The organism is Streptomyces krungchingensis (assembly GCF_054729265.1).
Window position 1 is genome coordinate 6,534,462 of the sequence record NZ_JBPUKY010000001.1, and the last position, 26,060, is coordinate 6,560,521.

Below are 26,060 nucleotides of genomic sequence, written 5' to 3' on the forward strand. Positions count from 1 at the left end.
CACCCGTAAGGGCGGTGATGGGAAAGGTGTTCGGTGCGGGCCCGTCCGTTCGAGGGGCCCGCACCGGGCGGCTTCAGATGCCGGCCGCGGCCGACAGGTCCCGCTTGATCGCCGCGAGCAGCGCGGCGGCCTCGGCGTGGGCCTCGGGGAGGTCGTCCCGGGAACCCACGGGCACCACGACCTCCAGGTAGCACTTCAGCTTCGGCTCCGTGCCGCTCGGGCGGACGACGACCCGCGCGCCCTCCAGCGTGTAGCGCAGGCCGTCCGTGGGCGGGAGGGTGTCCGTGCCCTTGGTCAGGTCCTCGGCGTTCGTGATCGCCAGGCCGCCGAGCCGGGTCGGCGGCCGCTCGCGCAGGCGCAGCATGGCGTCGGCGATGACGGACAGGTCCTCCACCCGGACCGACAGCTGGTCGGTGGCGTGCAGGCCGTACTCGACGGCGATGTCGTCGAGGAGGTCCAGCAGGGTCCGTCCCTGCTCCTTGAGCTCGGAGGCGAGCTCGGTGATCAGGAGGGCGGCGGTGATGCCGTCCTTGTCGCGCACGCCGTCCGGGTCGACGCAGTAGCCGAGCGCCTCCTCGTACCCGTAGCGCAGCCCGTCCGCGCGGGCGATCCACTTGAAGCCGGTGAGGGTCTCCACGTACGGCAGGCCGGCCTTCTCGGCGATCCGGCCGAGCAGGGACGAGGAGACGATCGACTCGGCGAAGGTGCCGCGCGCCCCGCGGCGCACCAGGTGCTCGCCGAGCAGCGCGCCGACCTCGTCACCGCGCAGCATCCGCCAGTCGCCCGCTTCGCCGCGCTCCCTGACGGCCACCGCGCAGCGGTCGGCGTCGGGGTCGTTCGCGACGATCAGGTCGGGGCCGGTCTCGCGGGCCTTCGCGAAGGCGAGGTCCATCGCGCCGGGCTCTTCCGGGTTGGGGAAGGCGACGGTGGGGAAGTCCGGATCCGGCTCGGCCTGTTCGGCGACCAGGACCGGTGCGGGGAAGCCCGCCCGCTCGAAGGCCGCGAGCACCACGTCCTTGCCGACGCCGTGCATCGCCGTGTAGACGGTGCGGGCGGTACGCGGCGACCCTTCGGCCAGCACGGCGTCCGTACGGGCCAGATAGGCGTCCAGGACGTCCTCGCCGAGGGTCTCCCAGCCGGACTCCGGGCGGGGCACGTCGGCGAGCGCGCGGACGGCGTCGATCTCGGCCGCGATCTCCGCGTCCGCCGGGGGGACGATCTGCGAACCGTCGCCCAGGTAGACCTTGTAGCCGTTGTCGCGGGGCGGGTTGTGGCTGGCGGTGACCTCGACGCCCGCCACCGCGCCGAGATGCCGGATGGCGAAGGCGAGGACGGGGGTGGGCAGCGGCCGGGGGAGCACGGCGGCGCGCAGCCCCGCGCCCGTCATCACCGCCGCGGTGTCGCGTGCGAAGTCCGCGGACTTGTGACGGGCGTCGTAGCCGATGACGACGAGACCGCCGGCCTGCCCGCCGGCCTTCAGGTAGGCGGCCAGGCCCGCGGCGGCGCGTATGACGACGGAGCGGTTCATCCGCATCGGGCCCGCGCCGAGCTCGCCGCGCAGACCGGCGGTGCCGAACTGCAGGGTGCCGCTGAAGCGCGCGGCGATCTCCGTGACGTCCCCGGCGTCGATCAGCGCGGCGAGTTCCGCACGGGTGTCCGCGTCGGGGTCCTCGGCCAGCCACGCCTCGGCCCGTGCGATGAGTTCGTCCTGCACCTCGGGTGAACCTCTCTCTTCGTCTTCTACGTCGCCGGCGGCCGTCACGACGGGTCCGCCCCTGCGCCCCTGTCGTCCCCCAGGGGCCGGGGGAACCGCGGCCCGAGCCGGACTACAGCCGGTCCAGCACCTGCGTGAGCAGCTCGCCCATGCGGGCGGCGGAGTCGCGGCCGGCCTGGAGGACCTCCTCGTGGTTGAGGGGTTCGCCCGTCATGCCCGCGGCGAGGTTGGTGACGAGGGAGATGCCGAGCACCTCGGCGCCCGCCTCACGCGCGGCGATGGCTTCCAGGGTGGTCGACATGCCCACGAGGTCCGCGCCGATGACCCGGGCCATCCGGATCTCGGCGGGCGTCTCGTAGTGCGGCCCGGGGAACTGCGCGTAGACGCCCTCCTCCAGGCTGGGGTCGACCTCCTTGCACAGCGCGCGCAGCCGCGGCGAGTACAGGTCCGTCAGGTCCACGAAGTTCGCGCCGACGATCGGCGAGGTGGCCGTCAGGTTGATGTGGTCGCTGATCAGCACCGGCTGCCCGGGGCGCATGCCCTCGCGCAGACCGCCGCAGCCGTTGGTGAGCACGATGGTCTTGCAGCCGGCGGCGACGGCGGTCCGTACGCCGTGCGCGACGGAGGCGACGCCGCGACCCTCGTAGTAGTGGGTGCGGCCCAGGAAGACCAGGGCGCGCTTGTCACCGAGCCGGTACGAGCGGATCGTGCCGCCGTGCCCCTCGACGGCCGGCGGGGGGAAGCCGGGCAGCTCGGTGACCGGGAACTCGGCCTCGGGGGAGCCGAGGGCGTCCACGGCCGGAGCCCAGCCGGAGCCCATCACGAGGGCGACGTCGTGGGTCTCGGCGCCCGTCAGCTCGCGCAGACGCGAGGCGGCGGCGTCGGCGGCGGCGTAGGGGTCGCCCTGGATGTCGTCCGGAAGAAGAGATGCGTTCACGCGGATGAGCGTAGCCGGTCCTGGCCTACGCGCGTAGATGATGGAGCTCACGGTCTTGCGATCGTTGTCTTGTCGTTTCCGACAAGACGTGCGGCGGACGACGGGGAAGGCGATCTTCGCGACGGGCTCAGCAGGGCCGCTTGCGGAGCTCCATGACGTAGTCGTGCGGCGCCCCGGCCGACTCCGCCGCGTCGGCGACCTCGCCGAGGTAGCGCGCCGAGGGGAGACCGCCCTCGTACCCGTTGAGGACGTACACCCACGCGGATTCCTCGCCCTCCAGCGTGTGCACGCGTACGCGCATCCGCCGGTAGACGTCGAGGCCGACCCCCTCCCAGCGGTCCATGGAGTCCTCGTCCGGCGGGGCGATGTCGTACAGCGCCACGAACACCTGCGAGCCCGGCGCCTCGACGATCGTCGCGAGCGCGCCCTCCCAGCCCATGTGCTCCCCGCCGAACGTGAGCCGCCAGCCGTTCAGCCAGCCGATGGCGCGGAGCGGCGAATGCGGGGCGCGGCGCGTCATCAGCCGCGGGTCGAGATTGCCGGCGTACGCGGCGTAGAGCGACATGCGGTCGAGGGTACGGCAGCGGACCCGTGCGCCTCTCGCGTAACAGAAGTGGCTCGAAAGCACGCGCGTCGGCCCCCGGGGCGTCGGCACCTTGAAGCGTGCGGGACAATGGAGTACGTGACTCGGATCGTGATCATCGGTGGCGGACCCGGCGGATACGAGGCGGCCCTGGTGGCCGCCCAGCTCGGCGCGGAGGTGACCGTCGTCGACTGCGACGGTCTGGGCGGGGCGTCGGTGCTCACCGACTGCGTGCCGTCGAAGACCCTCATCGCCACGGCCGAGGTGATGACCACCTTCGACTCCTCGTACGAGGAGCTGGGGATCATCGTCGCCGACGACACGCCTCCGCTGGAGCAGGCGGCCAAGGTGGTCGGCGTCGACCTCGGCAAGGTCAACCGCCGTGTGAAGCGTCTCGCGCTCGCCCAGTCGCACGACATCACGGCCTCCGTCACGCGTGCCGGCGCACGCGTCCTGCGCGGCCGGGGACGCCTGGAGGGCATGCAGGCCCTGGACGGCTCCCGCAAGGTCGTCGTGCGGGCCGCGGACGGCACCGAGGAGACACTCGTCGCCGACGCCGTCCTCATCGCGACCGGCGGTCACCCCCGTGAGCTGCCCGACGCGCAGCCCGACGGCGAGCGCATCCTGAACTGGACCCAGGTCTACGACCTCGACGAGCTCCCCGAGGAGCTCATCGTGGTCGGTTCCGGTGTCACCGGTGCCGAGTTCGCGGGCGCCTACCAGGCGCTCGGCTCGCGCGTCACGCTCGTCTCCAGCCGCGACCGGGTGCTGCCCGGCGAGGACCCGGACGCGGCGGCCGTCCTGGAGGACGTCTTCCGCCGCCGCGGCATGAACGTCATGGCGCGTTCCCGCGCGGAGTCCGCGAAGCGGGTCGGCGACCGCGTCGAGGTCACGCTCTCCGACGGCCGGGTCATCAGCGGCTCGCACTGCCTGATGGCGGTCGGCGCCATCCCGAACAGCAGCGGGATGGGCCTGGAGGAAGCCGGCGTCAAGGTCAGGGACTCCGGTCACATCTGGACCGACAAGGTGTCGCGGACGACCGCTCCGGGTGTGTACGCGGCCGGTGACGTGACCGGTGTGTTCGCTCTCGCGTCCGTCGCGGCCATGCAGGGCCGTATCGCCATGTACCACTTCCTCGGCGACGCGGTGGCCCCGCTGAACCTGAAGACGGTCTCGTCGAACGTCTTCACCGACCCCGAGATCGCCACCGTGGGCTACACCCAGGCGGACGTCGACGCCGGCAAGATCGAGGCCCGCGTCGTGAAGCTGCCGCTGCTGCGCAACCCGCGCGCCAAGATGCAGGGCATCCGGGACGGCTTCGTCAAGATCTTCTGCCGCCCCGGCACCGGGATCGTGGTCGGCGGTGTCGTGGTGGCACCGCGCGCCTCGGAACTGATCCATCCGATCTCGATCGCGGTCGACAACAATCTGACGGTCGAGCAGATCGCGAAGGCCTTCACCGTGTACCCCTCGCTCTCGGGCTCGATCGCCGAGGTGGCACGGCAGTTGCACACCCGGAAGGCCACCGGAGAGGGCTGAGGCCCGCTGACGTCCCACGACGCTCCCCGGCCGGTCACGGGGAGTCGTCGACCATTCGTACGGCATAGGCGGCGCGAGTAGGCGCCTATACCACTTAGCGCCCTGCCATGCGAACAACTTCTGTTATTCGGCGCAAACTGCTGAAACCAGACGGTCGTTGGGGTTACTGTCAGTTTCGTGTTCGCTGCAGAACGTCGCCAATTGATCCTCGAAATGGTGCGTGCGAACGGGGCCGTGTCGCTCCGTGAGCTCGCCCGCGTCGTCCAGACCTCCGAAGTGACCGTACGGCGGGACGTGCGCGCACTGGAGGCAGAAGGACTCCTCGACCGCCGGCATGGCGGTGCGGTATTGCCGGGCGGGTTCACGCGAGAGTCCGGCTTTCCGCAGAAATCGCATCTCGCGACCGCCGAGAAGACGGCCATCGCCGATCTCGCCGCGGGTCTCGTCGAAGAGGGCGAGGCCATCGTGGTGGGCGCGGGGACCACCACGCAGGAGCTGGCACGCCGGCTCGCGCGGGTGCCCGGACTGACCGTCGTCACCAACTCCCTGCTGGTGGCACAGGCGCTGGCCCACGCCAACCGTGTCGAGGTCGTGATGACCGGCGGCACCCTGCGCGGTTCCAACTACGCCCTGGTCGGCTCCGGCGCCGAGCAGTCCCTCCAGGGGCTGCGCGTCTCCCGGGCCTTCCTGTCCGGGAGCGGGCTGACCGCCGAGCGCGGCCTGTCCACGTCCAACATGCTCTCGGCGTCCGTCGACCGGGCCCTGGTGCAGGCGGCGGCCGAGGTCGTCGTCCTCGCCGACCACACCAAGCTCGGCACGGACACGATGTTCCAGACCGTGCCGACCGACGTGATCACGCGTCTGGTCACCGACGAGCCGCCGGCGCACGACGACCGCGCGGTCACCGAACTCCAGGCGCTGGCCGACCAGGGCGTCCAGATCGCGGTGGCGGGGTCATCCGCCTCGGGCGGTGCGGGAGGGGATCCCGTCCCGGCGGGGCGTCAGCCGCGCCGGGACGTCCCCCTCCCGGGACCGCGCCGCGGCCAGGTGGTTCCGGGCACGGGCCCGCAGCTGCGCAGTGCCACGGTCCTCGGGGAACAGCCGCAGGGCGAGCGGGCCAGGGTGGCCGATCTCCGCCGCCGCTGACCGCTCCTGACGGGCCCTCCGGCACTCCCGCGGGGGCCTGCGACGGGGCCTGTCCCACCGGCCGGGCCCCGCGCGGGGTCACGCCTTCAGGCCACGCAGGGTCAGGCCGAGCAGACGGTCCGCCAGTTCGGGCTCGTCCGGGGTCTCCTCGGCGGCCAGCGCGATCGCGTTGGTCAGCTGGAGCAGATCGCCGATCGAGACGTCGGGGCGTACGGCGCCGGCGTCCTGGGCGCGGCGCAGTAGGGCGCTGCCCGCCTCGGTCATCGGGCCGCTGCACCGCGCGAGATCCGAAGTGTCGTCCCGGGCGGCCGACATGAGGGCACGCGCGAGCCCGCGGTACTCACCCGCATGAGTGATGATGGCGCGCAGCCACTCCACCAGGGCGGTGCACGGCTGCGGTGCGTCGAGGAGCTCGCGCGAGCGGGACAGCAGGTCGCCGACCGCGTCCTCGAACACCGCGCTCATCAGGGAGTGCCGATTGGGGAAGTGGCGGTACAGCGTGCCGATCCCCACCCCCGCACGCCGGGCCACGTCCTCCAGGGACGCGTCGGTGCCGTGCTCGGCGAACGCGGACCGCGCCTCGGCGACCAGCCGTTCGTGGTTGCGCCGGGCGTCGGCACGCATGCCGCGCGGCGCCCCGTGGCCTGCCGGGGACGCGGGGACGTGCGCCCTCTCCCGTGCGGTCGGGCCCGCCATGGCCGCCACCTGACCTCTCCTGCCGTGCGGATGCGGTCCAGCATGCCATCGGCGCCCGCGGGCGGTCGCCCCGGGCGGCACCCGCACGCCCGGACGGTGACGGGCGCCGACAGCACCGGAGCGCCCGGCGGACCGGTCGATGCGGTCCGCCGGGCGCTCCCGGATTCGGTGCTGCTGTTCCGTTGTCCGTGGCCGGGGCCGCGGGTCAGTCCTTGATCTCGCAGATGGCGGCGCCCGCGGTGACGGAGGCGCCGACCTCGGCGGACAGGCCCTTGACGGTGCCGGAGCGGTGGGCGTTGAGCGGCTGCTCCATCTTCATCGCTTCGAGGACGACGACGAGGTCGCCTTCCTTGACCTCCTGGCCCTCCTCGACAGCGATCTTGACGATCGTGCCCTGCATGGGGGAGGCCAGGGTGTCGCCCGACGCGACGGGGCCAGACTTCTTGGCGGCGCGACGCTTGGGCTTGGCGCCCGCGGCGAGGCCGGTGCGGGCCAGCGACATGCCCAGGGAGGAGGGCAGGGAGACTTCCAGGCGCTTGCCGCCGACCTCGACGACGACGGTCTCGCGGCCCGGCTCCTCGTCGGTCTCGGCGTCGGCCGGAGCGGCGAACGGCTTGATCTCGTTCACGAACTGGGTCTCGATCCAGCGGGTGTGGACCGTGAACGGGTTGGTGGTGCCGGTCAGCTCGGGGGCGAAGGCCGGGTCCTTGACCACCGCGCGGTGGAAGGGGATGGCGGTGGCCATGCCCTCGACCTGGAACTCCTCCAGGGCCCGGGAGGCACGCTGCAGGGCCTGCTCGCGGGTGGCGCCGGTGACGATGAGCTTGGCGAGCAGGGAGTCCCAGGCGGGGCCGATCACGCTGCCGGCCTCGACACCGGCGTCCAGGCGCACGCCGGGACCGGTGGGCGGGTCGAAACGGGTGACGGTGCCGGGGGCGGGCAGGAAGTTGCGGCCCGGGTCCTCGCCGTTGATGCGGAACTCGAAGGAGTGGCCGCGCAGTTCCGGGTCGTCGTAGCCGAGGGCCTCGCCGTCGGCGATGCGGAACATCTCGCGGACCAGGTCGATGCCGGCGACTTCCTCGGTGACCGGGTGCTCGACCTGGAGGCGGGTGTTGACCTCCAGGAAGGAGATCGTGCCGTCGTTGCCGACGAGGAACTCCACGGTGCCCGCGCCGACGTAGCCGGCCTCCTTGAGGATGGCCTTGGAGGAGGAGTAGAGCTCCTGGACCTGCGCGTCGGACAGGAAGGGGGCGGGAGCTTCCTCGACGAGCTTCTGGTGGCGGCGCTGCAGGGAGCAGTCGCGGGTCGAGACGACGACCACGTTGCCGTGGGTGTCGGCCAGGCACTGGGTCTCGACGTGGCGGGGCTTGTCGAGGTAGCGCTCGACGAAGCACTCGCCGCGGCCGAAGGCGGCGACGGCCTCGCGCACGGCCGACTCGTAGAGCTCCGGGACCTCTTCGAGGGTGCGGGCGACCTTCAGACCGCGGCCGCCGCCGCCGAAGGCGGCCTTGATCGCGATGGGCAGGCCGTGCTCCTGGGCGAACGCGACGACCTCGTCGGCCCCGGAGACCGGGTCGGGGGTGCCGGCGACCAGCGGGGCACCGGCGCGCTGGGCGATGTGCCGGGCGGCGACCTTGTCGCCCAGGTCGCGGATGGCGTGCGGCGGCGGGCCGATCCAGATCAGGTCGGCGTCCAGAACGGCCTGCGCGAACTCCGCGTTCTCGGACAGGAAGCCGTAACCGGGGTGGATCGCGTCCGCCCCCGAGTCCTTGGCGGCCTGGAGCACCTTGGCGATGTCCAGGTAACTGGTGGCCGGGGTGTCACCGCCCAACGCGAACGCTTCGTCCGCCGCACGGACATGCAGAGCGTCCCGGTCCGGTTCGGCATAGACGGCAACGCTTGCGATCCCGGCATCCCGGCATGCCCGGGCCACGCGGACAGCGATTTCGCCACGGTTGGCGATGAGCACCTTGCGCACGATGGCTCCCTCCTTGAAACAAGCCGAGTTTAGGGACAGCCGACACGACGTTTCGACCCGTCCCCAGTGGTGAGCTTGCCCACACGGAGCGTGATGCGAGGCTCGACCGACCCGCGAAATCCCTTGTCGCACCGCAGCACGCTGGAATCCTTCCCTGAACCCTAGCCCTCCGGTGTGGTCAAGGTCTCTGTGACTCCGTGCTGCGGCCCACAAGGTTTCTTTGTGGAGTCCCTACGAATGGCCCAATGATTCTTTGCCCCGCGCAGACCTCTTGTCCCGCGGTTTACCCGTTAGTAGCGTTCGCGATGTCTTGAACGTACTGGGAGTAACAGCACGCGGAAGTGGGTGGGGACCGGTGGTGCGCAGACCGGTGGCGTGGGCGACGGCGATCGTGCTCTTCGTGGAGGCGATCGGCATCGCGCTGCTGAACTGGTTCCTCGGCGTGGTCGTCGACCGTCAGGACATGTCCCTGGCAGGGCTCGACCCCGACATGATGTCCGTGTCGTCGAAGGTCGGCGGGCTGGTCTTCGGCCTGTACTTCGCGGCCTGTGCCCTGACCGCCCTGCTGGTCGCCCTCCGCGACCGCGCACCGCGCGTTCTCGGGCGTGTCCTGCTGATCAGCGCCGCCGTGGTGCACGGCCTGCTCGGCGCGTTCACGGTGGGGCTCGTGGGCTGGGGCGCGTTCGCCTTCATGATGGTCGTGCTCGGGCTGATCGTGTTCACCCTGCTGGCGTACGACCGCCGTGCGGCGGCCGGTCCGGCCGACGCCGTGCCCGAGGACGGCAAGGACGGCAAGGACGGCGACAACGGCGGAGGAGCCCCGGTCGCGGCCCCTCCGGCCCCCTCCGCCTCCTGATCACTTCTCCCGCGGCGTCCACAGCTCGGTGATGCCGACGCCCAGCTCGGCGAGGAGCCTGCGCACGAGCGGCAGCGAGATGCCGATGACATTGCCGTGGTCGCCGTCGATGCCCTCGATGAACGGCGCCGAGCGGCCGTCGAGGGTGAAGGCGCCCGCCACGTGGAGGGGTTCGCCCGAGGCGACGTAGGCGGCGATCTCCTCGTCCGTGGGCTCGCCGAAGCGGACCACGGTGGACGCGGTCGCCGAGGCGTAGCGCTTGGCCGCCGTGTCGTAGACGCAGTGCCCCGTCTGGAGGGTCCCGGCCCGGCCGCGCATCGCCTTCCAGCGCGCGGTGGCCTCCTCGCTGTCCGCGGGCTTGCCCAGGGCCTGGCCGTCCAGGTCGAGGACGGAGTCGCAGCCGATCACCAGTGCGCCCTGCACCTCGGGGCGGGCTGCGACGACGGAGGCCTTCGCCTCGGCCAGCGCGAGGGCGAGTTCGGCGGGGGTGGGGGCGCTGACGGCCTCCTCGTCCACCCCGCTCACGATCACCTCGGGGGCGAGTCCGGCCTGCCGCAGCAGGTTGAGCCGGGCGGGGGACTGCGAGGCCAGCACGAGACGGCGGCGCGGCTGATCGGTCATGCGCTCAGGGTATCGGCGCGGTGCGGGCCGCCGGCCGGTGTCCGTCCGCTTCGCTCGCCCGGGCCACTCATGTCACGCCGAGCAGGATCATCGCGAGCACCATGGCCAGCGCCACGAGAATGCCCAGGCGCCGCAACATCTCCTGCATGTCGCGGAGTTCCTCGGGGGGTTCGTTCTCGGGGTCGGACCACAGCATGTCCCCGATCGTGCGGCGGGCAGGGGGCCGGGCGCCTGAGTACGCGTACTCAACTTCCGGGGGCTCGCGGGACACGGACCCGGGGTCCCGGCGGCCGGCCCGGGAAGTCCCGCGCCGGCCGTCCACGAACCCCGGGCCGTCGTCCTAGGCGGGCCAGTAGGTGCGGCCCCACGCCTTCGGCCCCGGGGCCGGCAGGCGGCTCATCGCCAGCCGGGCCGGGTCGGCCCAGGCGTCCGGTTCGCGGCGCGCGCCCGACGGGGCCGAGGCCGCCGCCGCGGCGCGCGCCCTGACCACCGCCAGTGCGGCGGCCAGCTCCTCGGGGGTCGGATTGCCCCGTACGACCTTGATCGTCATGTCTGCTCCCAGGAGTCCGATCGGGGTCTAGAGGGGGATGTTGCCGTGCTTCTTCGGAGGGAGTGATTCCCGCTTGGTGCGCAGCTGACGCAGGCCGCGGACGATGTGCGAGCGGGTCTGCGAGGGCATGATCACGCCGTCGATGTAACCGCGTTCGGCGGCCGTGTAGGGGTTGAGGAGCGTGTCCTCGTACTCCTGGATGAGGCGGGCGCGGGTGGCGTCCTGGTCCTCGGCGGCGGCGATGGTGCGGCGGTGCAGGATGTTGACCGCGCCCTGGGCACCCATGACGGCGATCTGGGCGGTGGGCCAGGCCAGGTTGATGTCGGCGCCCAGGTGCTTGGAGCCCATGACGTCGTAGGCGCCGCCGAAGGCCTTGCGGGTGATGACCGTGATCAGGGGCACGGTGGCCTCGGCGTAGGCGTAGATCAGCTTGGCGCCGCGGCGGATGATGCCCTCGTGCTCCTGGCCGACGCCGGGCAGGAAGCCGGGGACGTCGACGAAGGTGATGACCGGGACGTTGAAGGCGTCGCAGGTGCGCACGAAGCGGGCGGCCTTCTCGCTGGCGTCGATGTCCAGGCAGCCGGCGAACTGCATCGGCTGGTTGGCGACGATGCCGACGGGGTGGCCCTCGACGCGGCCGAAGCCGGTGAGGATGTTGGGCGCGAACAGCGGCTGGGTCTCGAAGAACTCGGCGTCGTCCAGGACGTGTTCGATGACCGCGTGCATGTCGTACGGCTGGTTCGCGCTGTCGGGCACGATGGTGTCCAGCTCGCGGTCCTCGTCGGTCGGGGCGAGGTCGGCCTCCTCGGCGAACGCGGGAGGCTCGGAGAGGTTGTTGGACGGCAGGTACGACAGGAGCTGCTTGACGTACTCGATGGCGTCCTTCTCGTCGCCGGCCATGTGGTGGGCGACGCCGGAGGTGGCGTTGTGGGTGCGGGCGCCGCCCAGTTCCTCGAAGCCGACGTCCTCGCCGGTGACCGTCTTGATGACGTCGGGGCCGGTGATGAACATGTGCGAGGTCTGGTCGACCATGATCGTGAAGTCGGTGATGGCGGGGGAGTAGACCGCGCCGCCCGCGCAGGGGCCGACCACGAGCGAGATCTGCGGGATGACGCCGGAGGCGTGGGTGTTGCGGCGGAAGATCTCGCCGTACATGCCCAGCGCGCTGACGCCTTCCTGGATGCGGGCGCCGCCGGAGTCGTTGATGCCGATGACCGGGCAGCCGGTCTTCAGCGCGAAGTCCATCACCTTCATGATCTTCTGGCCGAAGACCTCGCCGAGCGCGCCGCCGAAGACGGTGAAGTCCTGCGAGAACACGGCGACGGGACGGCCGTCGACCATGCCGTAGCCGGTGACGACACCGTCGCCGTAGGGACGGTTCTTCTCCAGCCCGAAGTCGGTGGAGCGGTGCCGGGCGAACTCGTCGAACTCGACGAAGGACCCCTCGTCCATCAGGAGTTCGATGCGCTCACGGGCCGTCAGCTTGCCCTTCGCGTGCTGCTTCTCGACGGCGCGCTCCGAGCCGGCGTGCGTCGCCTCTTGGATGCGGCGCTGCAAGTCCGCGAGCTTGCCCGCGGTGGTGTGGATGTCGGGGTGTTGCAGCTCTTCCGGCTCGGACATCGGGATGCGGCTCCCTGCCTGCTCTAGGGGGACGTGAGGGTGAGGTGCTCAGAAGGGGGACTTGCTACTCATCCGTAGCGTAGTGGCGTGCCTACCGTTCAGCAGTGCGGCGTTTACCACACCTAGGGTGGGTTGCATGACGCCGCGAGATGCTTCAGACGCGAACGACAACCGGTGGTCCGACCTGGACCGACCGCCCCTGAATGCCACCGCCCTGAACCGGGCGCTCGTCCGCGACGGCGAGCACGGCAGCCTGTGGCGCGATGTCCAGGTGGTGGAGCGCACCGGATCCACGAACTCCGACCTCGTCGCCCTGGCGGGCGACGGGAAGGCGGACGAGGGCGCCGTCCTCGTCGCCGAGGAACAGAACGCCGGGCGCGGCCGTCTCGACCGCAGCTGGACGGCGCCCGCCCGCTCCGGCCTCTTCTTCTCCGTCCTGCTCAAGCCCACCGGGGTCCCGGTGGAGCGCTGGGGCTGGCTGCCGCTGCTCACCGGCGTCGCCGTCGCGACCGCGCTGTCCCGCGCCGCCGGCGTCGACACGGCACTCAAGTGGCCCAACGACCTGCTGGTGACCGTCGACGGGGAGGAACGCAAGGCCGGAGGCATCCTCGCCGAGCGCGCCGGGACGGACTCCGTGGTGGTCGGCATCGGCATCAACGTCACCCTGCGCGAGGACGAACTGCCGGTGCCGGGGGCCGGATCGCTGGCGCTCGCGGGAGCGGTCAGCACGGACCGTGACACCGTGCTGCGGGCCGTGCTGCGGTCCCTGGAGGACTGGTACCTGCGGTGGCGCGACGCCGCGGGCGACCCCGTCGCCTCCGGTCTCCAGGAGACGTACGCCGCCGGGTGCGCGACGCTCGGACGAGCGGTCCGCGCCGAACTGCCCGGCGACCGCACGATCACCGGCGAGGCCGTCGCCCTGGACGCGGACGGCCGGCTGGTCATCGCCACGGAAGCGGGCGTGCAGCAGCCCGTCGGCGCGGGCGACGTGGTGCACCTGCGGTCCGCGTAGGGAGCCCCGGCGGCCGAAAACCCCGGCCGGGACGGTGCCCGTGGAAACCTCCCGACCTGGGTCCCGGCGTCGGGAGTGAGCCAGCGCACACCTGCCGTAGAGTTGAGCGCGGCCGATATCTGACCTCGGCAGATCGGAAGGGCAGCAGGCGTGACCGTCGACGACACCGGCTCCGACGCGGGCGCCCGGCCCGCTCCCGACGGCGAGCCGGGCCGTACCGCCGGGCCGGTCACCGACGCGTCGCCCTCGCCGGCCGGCGCCCGGCCCGGGACACGGCCGGACGCCGGGTCCGACACGGGCCCCGACGCCCGTACCGACCTGAACGGCCGCGTGGACCTCCCCGCCGAGCCCGAGGACGGCGAGGACCCCCTGGCGCTCCGCCTGGAGGGGCTCATCCTCGGCGCGGAGCGCCGCTACACGCCGTTCCAGGCAGCCCGCAGCGCCGGTGTCTCCATGGAACTGGCGTCCCGCTTCTGGCGGGCCATGGGCTTCGCCGACATCGGGCAGGCCAAGGCGCTCACCGAGGCGGACGTGCTCGCCCTGCGGCGCCTGGCCGGTCTCGTCGAGGCGGGGCTGCTCAGCGAGGCCATGGCGGTGCAGGTCGCCCGTTCCACCGGCCAGACCACGGCCCGTCTCGCCGAGTGGCAGATCGACTCCTTCCTGGAGGGCCTCACGGAGCCCCCGGAACCGGGGATGACCCGCACCGAGGTCACGTACCCCCTGATCGAGCTGCTCCTGCCCGAGCTGGAGGAGTTCCTCGTCTACGTCTGGCGGCGCCAGCTCGCCGCCGCCACCGGCCGGGTCGTGCAGGCGGCGGACGACGAGGAGATGGTCGACCGGCGCCTCGCCGTCGGCTTCGCCGACCTGGTGGGCTTCACCCGGCTGACCCGCCGCATGGAGGAGGAGGAACTCGGCGAACTCGTCGAGGCCTTCGAGACCACCGCCGCCGACCTGGTGGCCGCGCACGGGGGACGCCTCATCAAGACCCTGGGCGACGAGGTGCTGTACGCGGCGGACGACGCCGGGATCGCCGCCGAGATCGCCCTGCGGCTCATCGAGACGATGGCGCACGACGAGACGATGCCCGAGCTGCGCGTCGGCATCGCCTTCGGCACGGTGACCACGCGGATGGGCGACGTCTTCGGCACCACCGTGAACCTCGCGAGCCGGCTCACGTCGATAGCGCCGCGCGACGCGGTCCTGGTGGACGGCGCGTTCGCGGAGGAACTGATCCGCACCGCGGAGGCCCCCGCGTCCGAGGCGGAGGCCGCCGAGGCCGCGGCCACCGCCGAGAAGGAGGGCGAGGAACCGCCCACCTACCGCTTCGCCCTCCAGCCGATGTGGCAGCGCCCGGTGCGTGGCCTCGGTGTGATCGAGCCGTGGCTGCTCGCGCGCCGGGACACCGAGGCGTAGCCCCGGGTTTCCGCGCACCGGCCGGACCGTGGGCCGGTCGCCGGGGCAGGCCGGACACCGGGGCACCGGCCGGGCCGTCGGCCGCTCATCCGGGCAGACCCGGGAGACCGGGCCCCGACAGGCCGTGCACACAGATGCCGACGATCGGGACGCAGACGCCCGGCGGCTCGGGCCGCGGCGCCGGGGCGTGACTGCTGGTGCCCGGCGCCGGCGTCGGAGTGGCCGGGGCGGTCGTCGCCCGCGGCGGCGGGGTGGTCATCGGCACGGAGGGGATGCCCGTCGCGCCCGGTGCGTCGCTCGCGACGGCACTGCCGTGGGGCCACGGCGTCGTCGGGACGGCCGAGGGCGTCGTCGACGGCGCCGAGGGCGTGGTGCTGTCGTCCGGTGCCGGAGTCGTGGCGGCACCGCCCATCACGCCGGATGCCGTGGCGGCGGTCGATCGCGCCGAGGGCACCGCCTCCACCGTGGTGACGGCGGACCCCGCCGAGCCCGCGGGGTCCGTGGCGTTCCCCGCGCGCGGCTCGGCCTCCGCGCTCCCGCCACCCCCGATCACCGAGTCGGGGGCCACCCGCGCGAGGCTCAGCGCCCCCGCGGCGAGCGCGAGTCCCCCTACGGCGAAGAGCACCCGCCTCGGCCGCGGTCTGCGGTGCCGGCCCCGCACGGGGCGGAACCGTCCGGGCGGGACGGCCGTGTCACCGGACTTCGGCGCCCCCTCGTGCAGGCGGGGCCCCGAGGACTCGGTCCGGGTCCCGCGGGCACCGTCCACCATGGGGGCGGACCGGACCGGGCCGCCCTTCGCGCCGACACGACCGCTTCCGGAGCGCCGAGCGCAGCCTGCGCCGCCTTCCGTGCGGCCGCCGACGGCCGTATCGCCTTCCGATTCCGAGGCGCCGCCGCCGTGTGCGCCGCCCTCCGAGGAGCCCTTGGCGGCCGTATCGCTCTCCGGGGTGCCGTCGGTGTCCGAGGTGCGCCGCACGCAGCCCGCGCCGGTCGGCGCGGGCCCGTTCCCGGCTGTGGCGGGGGATGTGGGGCGGGTGCCCGGGCTGTCGGTCGGCGGGGTGCCGTCGGCGGCCGTACCGCTCTCCGGGGTGCCGTCGGTGTCCGCGGCGGCCGAGGTGCGGCGCGTGCCGTCCGTGCCGGGCCTCGACGGGCCGTCGCCCGTGCCGTCCCTCGACGCGACACCTCGCGTGCCGCTCACCGACGGCCCACCGCTGTCGGCGGCCCCGCGGGTGGCGTTCCCGGACGTGTCGGTGGGTGTGGGCGTGAGGCCGGCCGGTCGGGCCGCGGCGGTGGTGGGGGCCGGGGCCGTTCCGGAAGGAGCCGGATCTGTCGTGCGGGCCGGCGCGGGGCCGGTCCGGGGCGCGCTGTTCCTCGTGGGGCCGGCCTGAGGTTCCGGGCGGGTCCTGTCGACGTCTGTCGTACGGCCGTTCGTCATGGTCGTCCCTCCCCTACGTGCCCGCGCCCCCCCGAAGCGCTGTGGCGGTGCGCAGGTTATGCACGGTTCGCGCGCGATGGGCGGGAGTTGGGCCGGATGTCACCCGAACGGGGACGTACGGGGCGGGGGAGCGGGTTTCCTGGGGCGGCGTCGGCTGCGATGATCGGGGCGTCGGTTGTTAACCCACGTTAACCGGGAGGGCGTCATGGCGGAGCAGGGGCCGGAGTCGACGACGGAGCAGGTCGACGAGCGGCGGTTCGGGGAGTTCGTCGCCGTACGGCGGCACGGACACGTCGCCGAGCTCGCCCTCGACCGGCCCAAGGCCATGAACGCGGTGTCCACCGAGATGGCCCGCTCGATCGCCGGGGCCTGCGATGCGCTCGCCGCCGACCGGGACGTCCGCGTGGTGGTGCTCGCGTCCACCCATGAGCGGGCCTTCTGCGTCGGCGCCGACCTGAAGGAGCGCAATTCCTTCAGCGACGCCGACCTGGTGCGGCAGCGCCCGGTGGCGCGGGCCGCGTACACGGGTGTCCTGGAGCTGCCGATGCCGACCATCGCGGCCGTGCACGGCTTCGCCCTGGGCGGCGGGTTCGAGCTGGCGCTGTCGTGCGACCTGATCGTCGCCGACCGCACGGCGGTCGTCGGGCTGCCCGAGGTGTCCGTCGGGGTGATCCCCGGCGGTGGCGGCACGCAGCTGCTGCCCCGGCGGGTGGGTGCGGCCCGCGCGGCCGAGCTCATCTTCTCGGCGCGGCGCCTGGAGGCGGCCGAGGCGCGGGAGTTGGGACTCGTGGACGAGCTGGTGGAGGCGGGACAGGACACGGCGGAGGCCCTCGCGCTCGCCGCGCGCATCGCCGCGAACTCTCCCGTCGGCCTGCGCGCGGCCAAGCGGGCGCTGCGGCTCGGTCACGGCCTGGACCTGCGTGCCGGCCTGGAGGTCGAGGACGCCGCATGGCGGTCGGTCGCCTTCTCGGGGGACCGGGCCGAGGGCGTGGCGGCGTTCAACGAGAAGCGCACCCCGCAGTGGCCCGGCGAGTGAGAAGGGTCGGCCGGCGTCTGTCCGGCGGGAACGCCCGGTAGGGCTCCCGCCGGGGCCTCGCCCGTCTCTTCCGGCGGTTTCCTCCGGCGCTTCGGGCGGCTCGCGCCGGGCCGTCTCCGGTGACTCCGTCCGACGCCTCAGGCGGTTCGCGCAGGGCCCCTTCAGGTGGTTTCCTCCGGCGCTTCGGGCGGTTCGCACTGGGCCGTCTCCGGCGGTTCCCTCCGGCGCTCCGGGCGGGCTTGCTTCGGGCGGCTTCCGGCGGCTCCTGCCGGGCTTGCTTCGGGCGCCCTCCCGCGGCTCCTGCCGGGCTCCCTCCCGCCGCTCCCGCCCGCTCGGACCCCTGTTCGCCGTATCAATGTCCCTAAATGCCATGTTTTTACCTAGCCTGGGGTGATGGGTGAGGACAGTCGGCTGAAGGCCGTGGTGGAGCTGGCGCAGGGGATGGCGGCGGCACGCACCCCGCGCGAGTCGTGGCGGGCCGCGGCCCTCGGCGCGTGCCACGCGCTGGCCGGAAGCTTCGCCGCGCTCTCCGTGTGGGAGCGCGAGCTCGGGCGGTTGAGGGTGCTCGCCAACGTGGGCGACCGGGCGGCGGACGAGGCCGAGTTCCCGGACGGGGAGTCCTATCCGGTGCACCAGTTCCCGGAGATCACCGAGTTCCTGCACGAGCGCTGGGCGGGCGGCGGTGGCCCGAACGCCTGGGTGGAGACCGCCGACGGCCCGGCGGGCGGCGGTGCCGGGTACTGCCACCAGCGCGTCGCCGCACTGCGCCGACGGGGGCGCGGCTGCTGCGTGGTCGCCCCGATCGTGCTGCACGGCCGGGCCTGGGGTGAGCTGTACGTGGCCCGCTCCGCCGGTACCCCGGTCTTCGGCCGGGCCGACGCCGACTTCGCGACCGTGCTCGCCTCCGTCGTCGCCGCCGGGATAGCGCAGACCGAACGCCTGGAGGAGGCGCGGCGGCTGGCGTTCACGGACTCCCTCACCGGGCTCGCCAACCGCCGTGCCGTCGACATGCGCCTCGACGAAGCGGTCGAGCAGTACAAGAAGGACGGCGTCGTGGTCAGCCTCGTGGTCTGCGACCTGAACGGGCTCAAGCGCGTCAACGACACCCGCGGACACGCGGTCGGCGACCGGCTCCTCGAACGGTTCGGGTCGGTGCTGTCCCTGTGCGGGGCCATGCTTCCGGGCACCCTGGCCGCCCGTCTCGGCGGTGACGAGTTCTGTCTGCTGGCGGTGGGTCCGCCGGCGGCCGCCGTGGTCCGGATCGCCGACGAACTGTGCCGCCGTGCGGCCGAGTTGGAGCTCGGCGAGGGCGTGGCGTGCGGGGTCGCCTCGACCGAGGAGGCGATCGGGCCCGTACGGTCCGCCCGTCGGCTCTTCCGGCTCGCGGACGCGGCCCAGTACCGGGCCAAGGCCGTCCGCGCGGCTCGGCCCGTCGTCGCCGGGCGCGAGGGCCCCGACGACCCGGTCATGCAGCTCGCGGACGCTCCGTCGCCCACCGAGGGGGAGCGCCGCCGCTTCCGCGGACGCCACCAGTTGCGCCCCTGACCTGCCCGCCGCCGCGGACCGGGCGGTTCCGGACGTCCGGAGGTCCGCTGTGACGTTCGCCGGAGTAAGGGGTCAACCCGGCACCCACTAGTGACATCAACGAATTCACTGCGTACGCTCCTGAATATGGATATGCACACTGTGGTGGTGGGGACGTCCGGGGTGACCGCGTCCGACGTTCTTGCCGTGGCGCGCGACGACGCCCGGATCGAGCTCTCCGGCGAGGCGGTGGCGGCCCTCGCCGCGGCCCGCGAGATCGTGGACGCGCTGGCGGCCAAGCCGGAGCCCGTCTACGGCGTCTCCACCGGGTTCGGCGCCCTCGCGACCCGGCACATCAGCCAGGAGCTGCGCGCCCAGCTGCAGCGCAACATCGTCCGCTCGCACGCGGCCGGGATGGGCCCGCGCGTCGAGCGCGAGGTCGTCCGCGCGCTGATGTTCCTGCGGCTCAAGACCGTCTGCTCCGGCCACACGGGCGTACGCCCCGAGGTCGCGCAGACCATGGCGGACATCCTGAACGCCGGGATCACCCCGGTCGTCCACGAATACGGCTCGCTCGGCTGCTCCGGCGACCTGGCGCCGCTGTCCCACTGCGCGCTCACGCTCATGGGCGAGGGTGACGCGGAGGGCCCCGACGGCACCGTCCGCCCCGCCGGCGAGCTCCTCGCCGAACACGGCATCACCCCCGTGGAGCTCCGCGAGAAGGAGGGACTCGCCCTCCTGAACGGCACCGACGGCATGCTCGGCATGCTGGTCATGGCCCTCGCCGACCTGGAGGCGCTGTACAAGTCGGCCGACGTCACGGCCGCCCTCTCGCTCGAAGCGCTGCTCGGCACCGACAAGGTCCTCGCGCCCGAACTGCATGCCATCCGCCCGCACCCCGGACAGGGCGCCAGCGCCGCCAACATGCTGGCCGTGCTGAAGGGTTCGGAGCTCACCGGGCACCACCAGGACGACGCCCCGCGCGTCCAGGACGCCTACTCCGTGCGCTGCGCGCCGCAGGTCGCCGGCGCGGGCCGCGACACCCTCGCCCACGCGCGCACGGTCGCCGAGCGCGAGCTGGCCTCGGCGGTCGACAACCCGGTCGTGCTGCCCGACGGCCGCGTCGAGTCGAACGGCAACTTCCACGGCGCCCCCGTCGCCTACGTGCTCGACTTCCTCGCGATCGCCGCCGCCGACCTCGGCTCCATCGCCGAGCGCCGCACCGACCGCCTCCTCGACAAGAACCGTTCGCACGGCCTGCCGCCGTTCCTCGCGGACGACGCCGGTGTCGACTCGGGCCTGATGATCGCTCAGTACACGCAGGCCGCCCTGGTGAGCGAGATGAAGCGCCTCGCCGTCCCGGCGTCCGCGGACTCCATCCCGTCCTCCGCGATGCAGGAGGACCACGTCTCCATGGGCTGGTCCGCGGCGCGCAAGCTGCGCACCGCGGTGGGCAACCTGACCCGCATCGTCGCCATCGAGCTGTACGCCGCCACGCGTGCGGTCGAGCTGCGTGAGGGCCTGGCCCCGGCCCCCGCGACGCAGGCGGTCATCGACGCCGTCCGCGCGGCCGGCGTCCAGGGTCCCGGCCCGGACCGCTTCCTCGCCCCCGACCTGGAGGCGGCGGACGCGTTCGTGCGCGCGGGCGGGGTGCTGAAGGCCGTGGAGCCGGTCACCGGCCCGCTGCAGTAGCGGACCCCGTGGTACGCGGAGGGGCGCCGTCCGCCGGCGCCCCTCCGCACCGGGCTGCCCTCCCCGGTGTGCTAGGGTCTCCCATTGATACGTTTTGGTACCCATTTACTTTGTGCGCCTGATCGGAATCTTCCGCAGGCGCGTTTTGTTTTACCGGCATCTCCGGCATTTTCCCGGTGCATCTCCGGATGGGACCCTTACCTGTTCGGGAGAACAACATGGCTACAGGAACCGTGAAGTGGTTCAACTCGGAAAAGGGCTTCGGCTTCATCGAGCAGGACGGCGGCGGCCCCGACGTCTTCGCCCACTACTCCAACATCGCGAGCTCCGGCTTCCGTGAGCTGCTGGAGGGCCAGAAGGTCTCGTTCGACGTCACGCAGGGCCAGAAGGGCCTGCAGGCGGAGAACATCATCCCCGCCTGATCGGGGACGCGCTTTTCCAGAGCCGGGGCCCGCACCTTCGGGTGCGGGCCCCGGCTCGTGCTGTGAACGCCCGTCCGCGGACGGGCTCGGTGCGTGCAGTCCGTGGGGCCCAGGAAGGAAAACCAGATCCAGCATGACTCGATCCGAACGTCCCGCCCGTAAGCGGCCGACGCGCGCACGTGGCGACGCCCAGAGCGGCGGCGCCGCCCACAACGGCGGTGCCACGAGGAACGGCGGCGCCGTGCAGAACAGCGGCGCGAAGTCCGACGGCCCGGCACGCAGCGGTGGTTCCGCGAGGACCGGCGGTTCCGCCAGGTCCGGCGGCGCGGCTCGGACGGGTGGTGCCGCGCGGAACGCGGGCCGCGGCGCCGGCCGTGGTGCCGGCAGGGGCGCGCCCCGCCAGGTCACGCCGCCGCAGGAGTTCTCCCTGCCTGAGACCCTCACGCCCGCGCTGCCCGCCGTCGACTCCTTCGACGCCCTGGACATGCCGGCCGCGCTGACGAAGACCCTCGCGGCGAACGGTGTCACCGAGCCCTTCCCGATCCAGGGCGCGACCCTGCCCAACTCCCTCGCGGGCCGCGACGTCCTCGGACGTGGCCGTACGGGATCGGGCAAGACGCTGGCCTTCGGGCTCGCCCTGCTGGCGCGCACCGCGGGCCGCCGTGCCGAACCCAGGGCGCCGCTCGCCCTCGTCCTGGTGCCCACCCGTGAGCTGGCCCAGCAGGTCGACGACGCGCTGACGCCGTACGCGACCTCCGTCCAGCTGCGCGTCGCCACGGCCGTCGGCGGGATGTCGATCGGCCGCCAGGCCGGTGCGCTGCGCCGCGGCGCCGAGGTGCTGGTGGCCACCCCGGGCCGGCTCAAGGACCTCATAGAGCGGGGTGACTGCGTCCTGGACCAGGTCGCGATCACCGTGCTCGACGAGGCCGACCAGATGGCCGACATGGGCTTCTTGCCGCAGGTCACAGCGCTGCTGCGGCAGGTCGAGCCGGGTGGTCAGCGACTGCTGTTCTCGGCGACGCTCGACAAGAACATCGACCGCCTCGTGCGGATGTTCCTCACCGACCCCGTGGTGCACTCCGTCGACCCGTCGGCGGGCGCGGTGACCACCATGGAGCACCACGTGCTGCACGTGGCCGACGAGACCGACAAGAAGGCCGTCGCCATGCGGATCGCGGCGCGCGACGGCCGGGTGATCCTCTTCGTCGACACCAAGCGCGGCGCCGACCGCTTCACCAAGCGGCTGCTCGCCAACGGCGTACGGGCGTCCGCGCTGCACGGCGGGCGCAGCCAGCCGCAGCGCAACCGCACCCTCGACCAGTTCAAGAACGGTCAGGTCACCGCGCTGGTCGCCACCAACGTGGCGGCCCGCGGCATCCACATCGACGACCTCGACCTGGTCGTCAACGTGGACCCGCCCACCGACCACAAGGACTATCTGCACCGCGGCGGACGCACCGCGCGCGCGGGCGAGTCCGGCAGCGTCGTCACCCTCGTACTCCCGGAGCAGAAGCGGGAGATGACCCGGCTGATGGCCGACGCCGGCATCTCCCCGCGCACCGCCCGTGTCCGGTCCAGCGACGAGGAGCTGACCCGGCTGACCGGAGCCCGCGAGCCCTCCGGCGTCCCCGTGGTCATCGAGGTGCCGCAGCCCGCCGAGCAGCCGAAGCCGCGCGGCAGGACCCGTACCGGCACGGGACGCCGCGGCGGTTCCGGTGACGGCGGCGGGCGGCGTACGACCGCCGAGGGCGGCACGGGCTCGGCCCGCACGGACGGCGCCGGGCGCGCTCCGCGCCGCCGCACGGGCCGTGGCCAGGACGCCGTGGCGCAGAGCGGTGGCGGTCGCGGCCGCGGCGGGCAGAACCGCGGTGGCGCGGGCCGTGGCGGCAGGGACGGCGGAGGCAGGGACGGCGGCGGCCGCAGGGCCGCGTAACGCGCCCGCGGAAGCCCGTCGGCGGCCCGCGGCAGGGCAGCCGGTGCCGCGCCCCGCGGGGACGCAGCAGCGGCCCGGTGGGCGACGGCTTTCGAGCCGCCCCGCCGGCCCGTCCCGGCGAGCCGCCCGGCCGAGCCGCGCCTCGCCGGGGGAGCGGGGCCCGGCGGGCCCCGTGCCCCGACCGCGTCAGGGGCTGCCGAAGAATCCGGGGTCGACCTTGTCGAGCTTCAGGGCGAAGTCCCGGTGGAGCTGGAGGATTTCGGCCAGCGGCACCGCGCGACGGCTGGTCGAGTGCAGATCGCGGCGCGCCTCGGCCGACCACAGGAACGGGACGACGGAGAGGCCCTGCGTCCCGCCCAGGAGGCCGGACTCGGCACGCCAGCCCGGCCAGCGCAGGGTGTCGTAGAACCGGTCGGTGCCCTCGCGCAGGAACCATTCGAGCCACGCCCCGTGGCCCACTTCGAGGGCCTCCCAGCGCAGCGAGTCCGGCGCGAAGTAGACGATCTCGCCGGGGCGTCCGGGGCGGCCGGCCGCTTCCGGGTCGGCGCCGTTGACGAGGAAGACCCCGCCCAGCACGTCGTGGCCGACGACGAGTCCGTTCGCGGGGCGCCAGGACGGGTCGAACCGCTCGGGGAACTCGTTGACCTCGGCGAGGCTCGGCAGGTCCGCCGACGCGCCGGGCAGTCCCGTGGAGGTGTCGGCGGCCGGGCTGCCGTAGATGCGCAGCCAGCCGCTGTCCAGCACCAGGCCACCGCAGTTGAGCACCAGACCGCCCAGCCAGGACCGCGCGGTGACCTGGAGCTGGAGCAGGGTGGCGCGCCCCAGCGCCGGGTCCGCGGGCAGCACGTCCATGGACACCCCGCTCGCGGCGAGTGCCTCGGACAGGAGCGGCCAGGAGGGCTCCTCGACGTCGGTCAGCTCGGTCAGGTCTCGCATGGATTCCCCGTGGGTCGGTCCGGACCGGAGTACTGCTCTCAGCAGGCCATCGTGCGCTCGCGGCGCACCGAGTACGTCACGAATCCGGCGCCCAGGGCGAGGAAGAGGGTGCCGCCGACGACGTACGGCGTCGTGTCGACGCTTCCGGTGTCGGCGAGCTGGGTGTGGGGCCCGTCGGACTGCGTGTCCGGGTCCGTCGCGGTGCGCGCCTCGGGGGTCGTCGTCGCGGTGGCCGACGCGGAGACGCCCGGACCGGGTTGGTCCTGGGTCGCGTTGGCGGACGGGACGAACCACAGGGCACCCAGGAGGGTCCCGGCTGCGGTGGCGGTCAGCAACGATCGACGTGCGGCGGACACGAAATATCGATCCCCTTGTGGCGCGGGCGAATTGGCCGTGTGGGGCGATGCTAATGAAAGGCGCGGGTCGTGGGAAAGTCGCGCAACCCCTGGGCCTTACGCTCCGTCCCATGAGTACTCCTGAGACATCACAGTTTGTGCGGCTTCGTGTCGAACTCGTGCTGGAGATCGACGACGCCGACGCCGTCACCAAGGCCGCGCTGCGGCGGATCGCCGGGGACGCCGACATGCCCGCGGACGAGCGCGCGCACGCCGAGAACGCAGTGACGGAAGACACGGCCGAGGCGCTCGCCTATCTGGTGGACCCGTTCGACCTGGTCAGCGAGGTGCCCGGGATCGAGCTCGCGCAGGCGTCGTGGAGCAGCGAGCCCATCGAATACGACCCCGATTCGCCCGACTGGGACCTCGACGAGGATGATGCTGACGAGGACGACGAGGAAGACACGCTCGGCTGACGCGGCTTGGGGAAACGTGACCCCGGGCGGCAACCGCCGTCCGGGGTTTCTTCGTCTCAGCAGACGCACTGACCGCATCCGCACCACGCGGCGCATGTCCGAACGTGGTGTGCCCCACACTTCCGAGAGGTGTGGAACGGGACGAACCGGTCGTAGCGTTGATGGTTCCTGCGGGGCCATTCGAGACTTTTGGTGATTCGGCGACGATGGAGAAGCGTGTGATGACGGACAGTAAGCGGCGCAGGGGCCTGATAGCCGCGTCCGCACTGCTCGGCGGTGTTCTGGTGCTCTCTGGCTGCAGTGACGGCAACGCCAAGGCCGACGGCAACGGCGGCGACAGCTCGTCGCAGGCGAAGGTCGACGAGGCGGCGGCCAAGAAGACCTCAGAGGCCCAGATCAAGATCACGCCCAAGGACGGCTCCGACAACGCCTCCATCAACAACGGCACCGCGGTCACGGTGAGCAAGGGCAAGCTCACGTCCGTCACCATGCAGACCGCGGAGGGCACCGCGGTCGCGGGCCAGATATCCGCCGACAAGAAGAGCTGGAAGCCGACCGGCCAGCTCCAGCGGGCCACCACCTACAAGATCGCCGCCGAGGCCACCGACTCCGAGGGCCGCACCGCCCATGAGAACGCCTCGTTCACGACGGTCTCCCCGGCGAACAGCTTCATAGGCAACTTCACGCCGGAGGACGGCTCCACCGTCGGCGTCGGCATGCCGGTCTCGATCAACTTCAACAAGGCGATCACCGACAAGGCCGCCGTGCAGAAGGGGATCACCGTCTCCTCCAGCAGCGGCCAGGAGGTCGTCGGCCACTGGTTCAGCGCCAACCGTCTGGACTTCCGGCCCGAGAGCTACTGGACCGGCGGCTCCACCGTGACCCTGAAGCTCGACCTCGACGGCGTCGAGGGCGCGAGCGGCGTCTACGGCGTGCAGCAGAAGACGGTCACCTTCAAGATCGGCCGCAACCAGGTCTCGATCGTCGACGCCAAGACCAAGACCATGAAGGTCACCAAGGACGGCAAGACCATCAAGACCATCCCGATCTCGGCGGGCTCCCCCGAGAACAAGACGTACCAGGGCCAGATGGTGATCTCCGAGAAGTTCAAGGAGACCCGGATGGACGGCTCGACCGTCGGCTTCACGAACGACGACGGCAAGGGCGAGTACGACATCAAGGACGTGCCGCACGCCATGCGTCTGTCGAGCTCCGGCACCTTCATCCACGGCAACTACTGGGGCGCCAAGTCCATCTTCGGCGCGGTGAACACCAGCCACGGCTGTGTCGGTCTGTCCGACACCAAGGGTGCCAACGACAAGAACACCCCTGCCGCGTGGTTCTACGACAACTCGCTCATCGGTGACGTCGTCGTGGTGAAGAACACCGGCGACAAGACCATCGCCCCGGACAACGGCCTCAACGGCTGGAACCTGGACTGGGCGGCGTGGAAGGCCGGCTCGGCCGTCTGAGCCCGCTGAACCCGCCGAGGCGGCGGCGACCCCCTGAGGGGTCGCCGCCGCCTTCGCGTTCGCCGGGCCGCGTGCTCACCGCCCGCACAGGGTTCCGGGCCGGTGCACAGCCGTTCTGACGGCCCGGCACAGTC

The 26,060-nt window shown here is 72.7% G+C and carries 24 protein-coding genes; 12 read left to right on the forward strand and 12 right to left on the reverse strand.

Annotated elements, in window-relative coordinates; translation table 11 throughout:
* Positions 1–73: 73 nt before the first annotated feature.
* From ACSYGO_RS28845 to ACSYGO_RS28855, 3 genes are all read right to left on the reverse strand, one after another.
* Positions 74–1,714, reverse strand: coding sequence for a phospho-sugar mutase (locus ACSYGO_RS28845; RefSeq protein ID WP_426677296.1), 1,641 nt, complete (start codon positions 1,712–1,714; stop codon positions 74–76).
* A 112-nt stretch (positions 1,715–1,826) separates the two neighbouring features.
* Complete coding sequence (locus tag ACSYGO_RS28850) at positions 1,827–2,651, reverse strand: purine-nucleoside phosphorylase (protein ID WP_426677295.1); 825 nt, start codon at positions 2,649–2,651, stop codon at positions 1,827–1,829.
* 127 nt (positions 2,652–2,778) lie between these two features.
* Positions 2,779–3,216: a gamma-glutamylcyclotransferase gene (locus tag ACSYGO_RS28855; protein WP_095936238.1), complete on the reverse strand. Its 438-nt coding sequence runs from the start codon at positions 3,214–3,216 to the stop codon at positions 2,779–2,781.
* A 108-nt stretch (positions 3,217–3,324) separates the two neighbouring features.
* Between ACSYGO_RS28855 and ACSYGO_RS28860 the strand changes: the two genes are divergently transcribed.
* Complete coding sequence (locus ACSYGO_RS28860; RefSeq protein ID WP_095936239.1) at positions 3,325–4,773, forward strand: NAD(P)H-quinone dehydrogenase; 1,449 nt, start codon at positions 3,325–3,327, stop codon at positions 4,771–4,773.
* A gap of 177 nt (positions 4,774–4,950) precedes the next feature.
* The gene (locus tag ACSYGO_RS28865; protein ID WP_078629255.1) at positions 4,951–5,919 is read left to right on the forward strand and encodes a DeoR/GlpR family DNA-binding transcription regulator; all 969 of its coding nucleotides are present in this window, start codon (positions 4,951–4,953) and stop codon (positions 5,917–5,919) included.
* A 78-nt stretch (positions 5,920–5,997) separates the two neighbouring features.
* Here the strand turns inward: ACSYGO_RS28865 and ACSYGO_RS28870 are convergent, their stop codons facing one another.
* The gene (locus ACSYGO_RS28870; RefSeq protein ID WP_179332551.1) at positions 5,998–6,543 is read right to left on the reverse strand and encodes a TetR/AcrR family transcriptional regulator; all 546 of its coding nucleotides are present in this window, start codon (positions 6,541–6,543) and stop codon (positions 5,998–6,000) included.
* Positions 6,544–6,820: 277 nt separating this feature from the next.
* Positions 6,821–8,593: an acetyl/propionyl/methylcrotonyl-CoA carboxylase subunit alpha gene (locus tag ACSYGO_RS28875; RefSeq protein ID WP_426677293.1), complete on the reverse strand. Its 1,773-nt coding sequence runs from the start codon at positions 8,591–8,593 to the stop codon at positions 6,821–6,823.
* Positions 8,594–8,948: 355 nt separating this feature from the next.
* On the opposite strand from ACSYGO_RS28875, the gene ACSYGO_RS28880 reads away from it, so the two are divergent.
* Entirely contained in the window at positions 8,949–9,449 is a 501-nt protein-coding gene (locus ACSYGO_RS28880) for a hypothetical protein (protein WP_460388182.1), read from the forward strand.
* On the opposite strand, the gene ACSYGO_RS28885 is transcribed toward ACSYGO_RS28880, so the two are convergent.
* The 4 genes from ACSYGO_RS28885 to ACSYGO_RS28900 form a co-directional block, all read right to left on the reverse strand.
* Entirely contained in the window at positions 9,450–10,070 is a 621-nt protein-coding gene (locus tag ACSYGO_RS28885) for a Maf family protein (protein WP_426677291.1), read from the reverse strand.
* A 67-nt stretch (positions 10,071–10,137) separates the two neighbouring features.
* A complete protein-coding gene (mmpB, locus tag ACSYGO_RS28890; protein ID WP_359493777.1) occupies positions 10,138–10,266 on the reverse strand; it encodes a morphogenic membrane protein MmpB in 129 nt (42 codons plus the stop codon).
* 144 nt (positions 10,267–10,410) lie between these two features.
* Positions 10,411–10,620 (reverse strand): acyl-CoA carboxylase epsilon subunit, encoded by a 210-nt coding sequence (locus ACSYGO_RS28895; protein ID WP_426677290.1) that lies wholly within the window; start codon positions 10,618–10,620, stop codon positions 10,411–10,413.
* A gap of 27 nt (positions 10,621–10,647) precedes the next feature.
* On the reverse strand, positions 10,648–12,240 hold the full coding sequence (locus ACSYGO_RS28900) for an acyl-CoA carboxylase subunit beta (protein ID WP_426677289.1): 1,593 nt from the start codon (positions 12,238–12,240) through the stop codon (positions 10,648–10,650).
* Between the two features lie 136 nt (positions 12,241–12,376).
* Between ACSYGO_RS28900 and ACSYGO_RS28905 the strand changes: the two genes are divergently transcribed.
* Together ACSYGO_RS28905 and ACSYGO_RS28910 are read left to right on the forward strand one after the other, a co-directional pair.
* On the forward strand, positions 12,377–13,252 hold the full coding sequence (locus ACSYGO_RS28905) for a biotin--[acetyl-CoA-carboxylase] ligase (protein WP_426677288.1): 876 nt from the start codon (positions 12,377–12,379) through the stop codon (positions 13,250–13,252).
* Between the two features lie 318 nt (positions 13,253–13,570).
* Complete coding sequence (locus ACSYGO_RS28910; protein WP_426677493.1) at positions 13,571–14,665, forward strand: adenylate/guanylate cyclase domain-containing protein; 1,095 nt, start codon at positions 13,571–13,573, stop codon at positions 14,663–14,665.
* A gap of 85 nt (positions 14,666–14,750) precedes the next feature.
* Here the strand turns inward: ACSYGO_RS28910 and ACSYGO_RS28915 are convergent, their stop codons facing one another.
* The gene (locus tag ACSYGO_RS28915) at positions 14,751–15,863 is read right to left on the reverse strand and encodes a hypothetical protein (RefSeq protein ID WP_460388184.1); all 1,113 of its coding nucleotides are present in this window, start codon (positions 15,861–15,863) and stop codon (positions 14,751–14,753) included.
* 442 nt (positions 15,864–16,305) lie between these two features.
* Here ACSYGO_RS28915 and ACSYGO_RS28920 point away from each other — a divergent pair, with 442 nt between their 5' ends.
* The 5 genes from ACSYGO_RS28920 to ACSYGO_RS28940 all read left to right on the forward strand — a co-directional run bounded on the left by ACSYGO_RS28920 (position 16,306) and on the right by ACSYGO_RS28940 (position 22,707).
* Complete coding sequence (locus ACSYGO_RS28920; protein WP_435229489.1) at positions 16,306–17,136, forward strand: enoyl-CoA hydratase/isomerase family protein; 831 nt, start codon at positions 16,306–16,308, stop codon at positions 17,134–17,136.
* A 393-nt stretch (positions 17,137–17,529) separates the two neighbouring features.
* Entirely contained in the window at positions 17,530–18,681 is a 1,152-nt protein-coding gene (locus ACSYGO_RS28925) for a GGDEF domain-containing protein (RefSeq protein ID WP_460388186.1), read from the forward strand.
* 132 nt (positions 18,682–18,813) lie between these two features.
* Positions 18,814–20,352 carry a histidine ammonia-lyase gene (gene hutH / locus ACSYGO_RS28930; protein ID WP_426677492.1) on the forward strand — a complete coding sequence of 513 codons (1,539 nt, stop codon included), beginning with the start codon at positions 18,814–18,816 and terminating at the stop codon, positions 20,350–20,352.
* 218 nt (positions 20,353–20,570) lie between these two features.
* Positions 20,571–20,774, forward strand: coding sequence for a cold-shock protein (locus tag ACSYGO_RS28935; protein WP_095936249.1), 204 nt, complete (start codon positions 20,571–20,573; stop codon positions 20,772–20,774).
* A gap of 133 nt (positions 20,775–20,907) precedes the next feature.
* Positions 20,908–22,707 (forward strand): DEAD/DEAH box helicase, encoded by a 1,800-nt coding sequence (locus ACSYGO_RS28940; protein ID WP_432173791.1) that lies wholly within the window; start codon positions 20,908–20,910, stop codon positions 22,705–22,707.
* A gap of 186 nt (positions 22,708–22,893) precedes the next feature.
* On the opposite strand, the gene ACSYGO_RS28945 is transcribed toward ACSYGO_RS28940, so the two are convergent.
* Together ACSYGO_RS28945 and ACSYGO_RS28950 are read right to left on the reverse strand one after the other, a co-directional pair.
* The gene (locus ACSYGO_RS28945; RefSeq protein WP_095936251.1) at positions 22,894–23,643 is read right to left on the reverse strand and encodes a DUF2625 family protein; all 750 of its coding nucleotides are present in this window, start codon (positions 23,641–23,643) and stop codon (positions 22,894–22,896) included.
* Between the two features lie 38 nt (positions 23,644–23,681).
* Positions 23,682–23,999 (reverse strand): hypothetical protein, encoded by a 318-nt coding sequence (locus ACSYGO_RS28950; RefSeq protein ID WP_426677283.1) that lies wholly within the window; start codon positions 23,997–23,999, stop codon positions 23,682–23,684.
* 110 nt (positions 24,000–24,109) lie between these two features.
* Here ACSYGO_RS28950 and ACSYGO_RS28955 point away from each other — a divergent pair, with 110 nt between their 5' ends.
* A complete protein-coding gene (locus ACSYGO_RS28955; RefSeq protein ID WP_426677282.1) occupies positions 24,110–24,454 on the forward strand; it encodes a hypothetical protein in 345 nt (114 codons plus the stop codon).
* Positions 24,455–24,660: 206 nt separating this feature from the next.
* Complete coding sequence (locus ACSYGO_RS28960; protein WP_426677281.1) at positions 24,661–25,926, forward strand: L,D-transpeptidase; 1,266 nt, start codon at positions 24,661–24,663, stop codon at positions 25,924–25,926.
* Positions 25,927–26,060: the final 134 nt, after the last annotated feature.

Coding starts and splice junctions, on each gene's coding strand:
- ACSYGO_RS28855 (WP_095936238.1), bottom strand. CDS start 3,216: ATGTCGCTCTACGCCGCGTACGCCGGCAATCTCGACCCGCGGCTGATG.
- ACSYGO_RS28860 (WP_095936239.1), top strand. CDS start 3,325: ATGGAGTACGTGACTCGGATCGTGATCATCGGTGGCGGACCCGGCGGA.
- ACSYGO_RS28870 (WP_179332551.1), bottom strand. CDS start 6,543: ATGCGTGCCGACGCCCGGCGCAACCACGAACGGCTGGTCGCCGAGGCG.
- ACSYGO_RS28885 (WP_426677291.1), bottom strand. CDS start 10,070: ATGACCGATCAGCCGCGCCGCCGTCTCGTGCTGGCCTCGCAGTCCCCC.
- mmpB (WP_359493777.1), bottom strand. CDS start 10,266: ATGCTGTGGTCCGACCCCGAGAACGAACCCCCCGAGGAACTCCGCGAC.
- ACSYGO_RS28895 (WP_426677290.1), bottom strand. CDS start 10,620: ATGACGATCAAGGTCGTACGGGGCAATCCGACCCCCGAGGAGCTGGCC.
- ACSYGO_RS28900 (WP_426677289.1), bottom strand. CDS start 12,240: ATGTCCGAGCCGGAAGAGCTGCAACACCCCGACATCCACACCACCGCG.
- ACSYGO_RS28905 (WP_426677288.1), top strand. CDS start 12,377: ATGACGCCGCGAGATGCTTCAGACGCGAACGACAACCGGTGGTCCGAC.
- ACSYGO_RS28920 (WP_435229489.1), top strand. CDS start 16,306: ATGGCGGAGCAGGGGCCGGAGTCGACGACGGAGCAGGTCGACGAGCGG.
- ACSYGO_RS28925 (WP_460388186.1), top strand. CDS start 17,530: ATGGGTGAGGACAGTCGGCTGAAGGCCGTGGTGGAGCTGGCGCAGGGG.
- hutH (WP_426677492.1), top strand. CDS start 18,814: ATGCACACTGTGGTGGTGGGGACGTCCGGGGTGACCGCGTCCGACGTT.
- ACSYGO_RS28935 (WP_095936249.1), top strand. CDS start 20,571: ATGGCTACAGGAACCGTGAAGTGGTTCAACTCGGAAAAGGGCTTCGGC.
- ACSYGO_RS28940 (WP_432173791.1), top strand. CDS start 20,908: ATGACTCGATCCGAACGTCCCGCCCGTAAGCGGCCGACGCGCGCACGT.
- ACSYGO_RS28945 (WP_095936251.1), bottom strand. CDS start 23,643: ATGCGAGACCTGACCGAGCTGACCGACGTCGAGGAGCCCTCCTGGCCG.
- ACSYGO_RS28955 (WP_426677282.1), top strand. CDS start 24,110: ATGAGTACTCCTGAGACATCACAGTTTGTGCGGCTTCGTGTCGAACTC.
- ACSYGO_RS28960 (WP_426677281.1), top strand. CDS start 24,661: ATGGAGAAGCGTGTGATGACGGACAGTAAGCGGCGCAGGGGCCTGATA.